This window comes from Coleofasciculus sp., from assembly GCF_046539235.1.
GTDB lineage: Bacteria > Cyanobacteriota > Cyanobacteriia > Cyanobacteriales > Coleofasciculaceae > Coleofasciculus.
The window spans coordinates 1-4,677 of sequence record NZ_JBKHHI010000485.1; the positions used below are offsets into that span (position 1 = coordinate 1).

The 4,677-nt window shown below is 45.3% G+C and carries 5 protein-coding genes and 1 pseudogene; all 6 read right to left on the reverse strand.

All coding sequences use genetic code 11. From position 1 onward, the window contains the following. Window positions 1-815 (reverse strand): annotated as a pseudogene (locus ACLFWI_RS27210) (hypothetical protein); the annotation flags it as partial. A 20-nt stretch (window positions 816-835) separates the two neighbouring features. Next, window positions 836-1,474 (reverse strand): Uma2 family endonuclease, encoded by a 639-nt coding sequence (locus ACLFWI_RS27215; RefSeq protein WP_446410855.1) that lies wholly within the window; start codon window positions 1,472-1,474, stop codon window positions 836-838. Beyond that, on the reverse strand, window positions 1,459-2,556 hold the full coding sequence (locus ACLFWI_RS27220; RefSeq protein ID WP_446415527.1) for a VWA domain-containing protein: 1,098 nt from the start codon (window positions 2,554-2,556) through the stop codon (window positions 1,459-1,461). Before ACLFWI_RS27220 ends, ACLFWI_RS27215 begins: the two co-directional genes overlap by 16 nt. After that, the gene (locus ACLFWI_RS27225; RefSeq protein ID WP_446415528.1) at window positions 2,553-3,461 is read right to left on the reverse strand and encodes an AAA family ATPase; all 909 of its coding nucleotides are present in this window, start codon (window positions 3,459-3,461) and stop codon (window positions 2,553-2,555) included. The genes ACLFWI_RS27220 and ACLFWI_RS27225 overlap by 4 nt, the downstream gene beginning before the upstream one ends. After that, complete coding sequence (locus tag ACLFWI_RS27230) at window positions 3,449-4,549, reverse strand: XRE family transcriptional regulator (RefSeq protein ID WP_446415529.1); 1,101 nt, start codon at window positions 4,547-4,549, stop codon at window positions 3,449-3,451. Before ACLFWI_RS27230 ends, ACLFWI_RS27225 begins: the two co-directional genes overlap by 13 nt. A gap of 3 nt (window positions 4,550-4,552) precedes the next feature. After that, on the reverse strand, window positions 4,553-4,675 hold the full coding sequence (locus ACLFWI_RS27235; protein ID WP_446415530.1) for a hypothetical protein: 123 nt from the start codon (window positions 4,673-4,675) through the stop codon (window positions 4,553-4,555). Window positions 4,676-4,677: the final 2 nt, after the last annotated feature.

The window sequence follows — 4,677 nt, forward strand, 5'->3', positions numbered from 1 at the left end:
CTAATCAAATACCCTTTACGTTCATTCTCATCTTGTAAATGAGGTCTGAGCAGAAGCAATAATTTATGAACTGTCTTGCTACTAAGTCCTCCTGTTTTTCCTTGCACTTTATCAGTATCTATACGTATCTGTGGTGGAATTGGTAAAAGCACTTCAGCAATTCTTACTGCTCGTCCCTGTTTCGGTAAGTTAACAATTTGATTTCCAGCTTTTTCCAAATCGCCACGAGCAAAACTATTCATGGCACTTACATAAGTCAGCAGTGGCTCAAATCCGCCTTCTATAAGTTGCTCGGCAAAAGTTTCTACCAACGAAACTAGGCGAAGCACCTCTCCCATATCCTCCTGCTGCACCCTCGCACTCAAAGCCTCTGCCAATTCCCGCGCCAATTCGTTCGGCTTAGTATACGCTAACGCTGTCCACTCCTGCGCCTCTCGTAAATCCTGAGTATCCGGATCATCATCAGTCAATCGCTGCGCCACATAATCCAGCAAAAATTTACCCAATTCGTCTAATCTTTTTTGTCCAAACTGCTCTTTTAATTCCCTCAATAACAGATTGCGATCGCTAATATCCATTTCATACATCTCATACCCCACCTGCCGACACAAGCGTGACAACAGTAGATGAGCCACAGCTTCCCAAGGCGCTTCCGGAACAAAGTTTGCCCAAATTTGGTAGAGCAAATCGGGGGTGAGTGAGAGGGGAAATGCGGCGTGACGCGCTAAGTTTCGATGGGCTTCGCCAAATTGCTTGGCAAACCCTTCAATTCGTCTCACGGCAACTCGCATTTCCCGTTCTTTAGCGGTAGTCATCACATCACCTCCTTTTAAGACTAGAGATTGTTCCTAACCCAAGTTTTAAAGGCTTGAATGGCTTGGCTACCACCAGAAACTTGACTCTGCTGAACGTAACGATTGACTAACTCAATGATGGGCATATCTGGAAACGTGGGACTCGAATCAGACTCTACATACTGTCCATCTTGCAAAACATTAATCTTTAGCCCTCCTCCTGCGTATCGCCAGAGTTCCGGCACTCCTAGAATTTGATAATTATCCAACTTAGTGCGAGAAGTTAGATCAATTTCTATCGCCAAATCTGGTGGGGGATCTACTGTCAAATCAAGCCGATTTTTACCGATAATTAGGGCTGAATTTTGAATGTAAAAGCAAGTATCCGGTTCTACGCCTTGAGTCATGCGCTCATTTTTTAATGTTGTTGAACCCAAGGATTCATAATTAAGCCCTCGTTCACTCAATAAAATTTTTACCATGTCGCCAATAATCTCTTTGGCTTTTTCATGTTCAGGAAGGGGAACCATAATTTCTAATTGACCATTACTATAGGACAGTCTCGCCGCGCGATGTTCTCCTAATTCGGTTAAAATCGTTTCAAATTGCTGCCAGCTAACATCCTCTAGCAGTAATTGGTTTCCCGGTTGAACCTTTAATTGTCTTAACTCCAATAACATAATAATTCATCCTGTTTCTTGACAATATATCGACCTCGTAATACACCAATTGCCGCGTTCATTCCCTGACGACTCATTTCAAACATGGGTAATAAACGGGCAATTTCTCCAGCCGTGGTATTTTGCCACCATTGATTCGGCATTGGGTTCAGCCAAGCGCAATATCGTACTAACTGCTGTACCTGCTCAATCCATACTTTAGTGCTTTCAATCCTTTCTAGGTCAAAATTCCCGCGTGCGGCGCCTGCATCGCTGATAATCAGTACAACCGCCCGTTCTCCAATCTCTTCCAATACCTCAGACATGGGTTGAGCATTCAACATCGCGGGATGACGATATAGGTACTGATCAGGATAGTCATGAAAATAAAATACACGGGTCTGTCTCAACCGTCCACCGCGCTGTGCTGTTTCGACTAACTGCCGCGATAGCTGGTGAAAGGGTACCATTGAGCCATCCTGGTCAATCATCAGCACCAAATCCGCCCGATTTTTACGGGGAGGTATCAGCACAGGTTGGAGTAAAATACCTTCACGCCCCATTTTTGCCACCGTTGCTTCCACATCTAATTCTGTGGGGATTCCTTCTCGCACTGGGCGACGCAAATAACGCCAGCATTGCTTCATTTGTCTGCGAGTCACCGGGAAATATTCAGTTAGTAGGCTATAGCGAGGGCGTCTTAGTTCCCTATCCCGCCGACTACTCCGCACGGCTTGCACAGCTTGTACGGGTTCTGGGGTCAAATTCGGCTGGGGTTCCAATTCCGGCAAAGGTTCAGATTCGGGTATTTCCGTTGAGAAATCCTCTGATTCGGCTGATGTAGATGATGGTTTAGGTTGATCAGAAGTATCTGAAGAATACCGCCACATCTGCTCAAATAGCCGTCGAATCAAGTGACTCTCTTCCTCAGATTTTGCCCATAGTAAACAGCAAAGCTGCTCTACTTCCTCACGAGTACCGATACCAAAGCCAGCCTGAAGCGATCGCAAGACTGTCAAATACTCATCCACCCCTAACGGCAAACCATGTCGCTGTCGTAGGCTGTTAAAAATATTCAGCAGTGGCAGTTGTTCAAGCTTCATAACTTCAGATACCGTAGATGATCCTCCCATTTCTTCAGCAACACTTCCGGGAACGGCAATTTTCCCTCAAGCTGCTGCAACACCTGATCTTGAGGAAATTGACGCAACACGGCAAACCAATCCAGTAACTCACTGGTACTCACCTTTTTCCCTGATTTCCCCTTCTCCATTGTCTGCCGCAGTTCCCTAAAACGCTGCACTGCTCCCTCGACTAACTCCGGCGAGGATTCCGGAAAGTGAGCCTTGACAATCTCGGTTAATTGTGAATTAGGAAATTCAATGTAATAAAACAGACAACGGCGCAGAAAGGCATCGGGTAAATCTTTTTCATCATTGCTCGTCACAAATACAATCGGAGGGAAATTTGCCTGAACTTCCGTTCCCGTTTCCTCAATCGTGAATTGCTGCTCGTCAAGCTCTCGCAATAAATCGTTAGGGAAATCAATATCTGCCTTATCAATTTCATCAATTAATACCACCGTGCGCTGGGGATTAGCAAACGCACGTCCCAGCGCTCCCATTTCAATATAATGGTCTAGATTATCAACGTTGGATTGACTCTCCTCCCCCATCCGCACCAGTTGAGCATCATGTAATCGCCTTACCGCGTCGTAGGTGTAGAGTCCATCCCTTGCCCGACTGGTAGATTTAATATACCAAGGCTCATAGGGTAAACCTAACTCGTAAGCCACCGCCTGCGCCAAGCGAGTTTTCCCACATCCGGGTTCACCCTTGAGTAACAGAGGGCGTTTTTCCAGAAAGATGGCGAGATTAACCGCATTAATCAGTTCCGGTGAGGGTAAATAAGGCGTGAGTCCATTCTGCTGGCACTCTTGAGGTGAAATGAGTTTACCCTGATAGAATGGTTTCCCACTAGCAGCCAATGCATCGGCTAAATTAACCATTTTGCCAATTCTCCCTCCCAATCATGACCGCAATGGCAACAAATTTCCTCATAGACAAATTCAGGAATCCCGTCTTCTGACTTCTCTAATAAGAGTTGAGCGGTTAACCCCGCAGGTATCTGTATATCCCTAAATCCCGTCACCATATCTAGCCAATCCTCTAAGATATCTGGCGGAAATGGACTCACAGGTGGCAAGTGCAAAGGAATCCGAGGATATTCGGGTTGCTCCCATTCCTGCGCCAATTGAATCGTTGACTGACAAATACTACCGCTATTGTCTACCAAAAACATTAACAGATGGGTTGCCTCTGGAGTCGGACAAGACTCTGGCTCAATCCGTTTTACCAAAGGTTCCCAGAACTCCTCAAGCCACGCCACTAGGACATTAGGCGGCATATAATCCACCGTATAAAAGATAAAAATAACATCTTGAGTGGAAACGCGATCGCACACTCGATCTATAATCTCTTTCGGTTCAGCCTCTTTTGGCAACCCAAACCAAGCCGCCACTTGTCGCCACAGATGACGAATACTCCTCCCGACACCGTTATGACTCACATCAATTTTAATCGGCGATATCGTCTTCCACTGTGGTTTCAACCGGAATAATCGAGTCACCAAAAGTTGCTGTCCGCAGTACGGTTCACCGTGAACCAAGAAAGCCGCAATTTGATATGATGTCATGACTTCTTTCACTAACCGCACCTGCTGCTTAAAATCCATTATTAGCAGCAAATCAAACAGTAAATGAGGCGGCGTTGAAATCGGGAGGACGTTCTGTTGGGTTTGAACCTCTACAATGAGGTTGTTTATGTCTGACTGTACATTTACACCCACATCTTCACTAATCACGTCCAACAAAGCAAAGAGCGCGGGTTTACCAGGGGTAATTTCACCAAAAATAACCAGTTCCTTGATCATGCCTGTGATAAAAACATCCACAGGTGTATTCCAGACAAGACGACGCAACACAGGTGCATCCATTCCCAGCGCCCTCATCAAGTATCCTCGACGCTGGTTTTCATCCTCCATAAGGGGTCTAAGTAGAGGCAATAATTTTTGAAATATATCGTTATTTATTGCCATCGCCTAACTATCATGTATGCGCCAAATTTTAATATTACTATCTACGCTACCACTGACTAATGTCTGTCCATTAGGACTGAAGGTAACACAATAAACTGGACTTAAATGCTCTAATGTTTGAAGCAGTT

What these genes read in the sequence shown, in the direction of transcription:
- ACLFWI_RS27215 (WP_446410855.1), bottom strand. Translation starts at nt 1,474, where the DNA reads ATGTTATTGGAGTTAAGACAATTAAAGGTTCAACCGGGAAACCAATTA.
- ACLFWI_RS27220 (WP_446415527.1), bottom strand. Translation starts at nt 2,556, where the DNA reads ATGAAGCTTGAACAACTGCCACTGCTGAATATTTTTAACAGCCTACGA.
- ACLFWI_RS27225 (WP_446415528.1), bottom strand. Translation starts at nt 3,461, where the DNA reads ATGGTTAATTTAGCCGATGCATTGGCTGCTAGTGGGAAACCATTCTAT.
- ACLFWI_RS27230 (WP_446415529.1), bottom strand. Translation starts at nt 4,549, where the DNA reads ATGGCAATAAATAACGATATATTTCAAAAATTATTGCCTCTACTTAGA.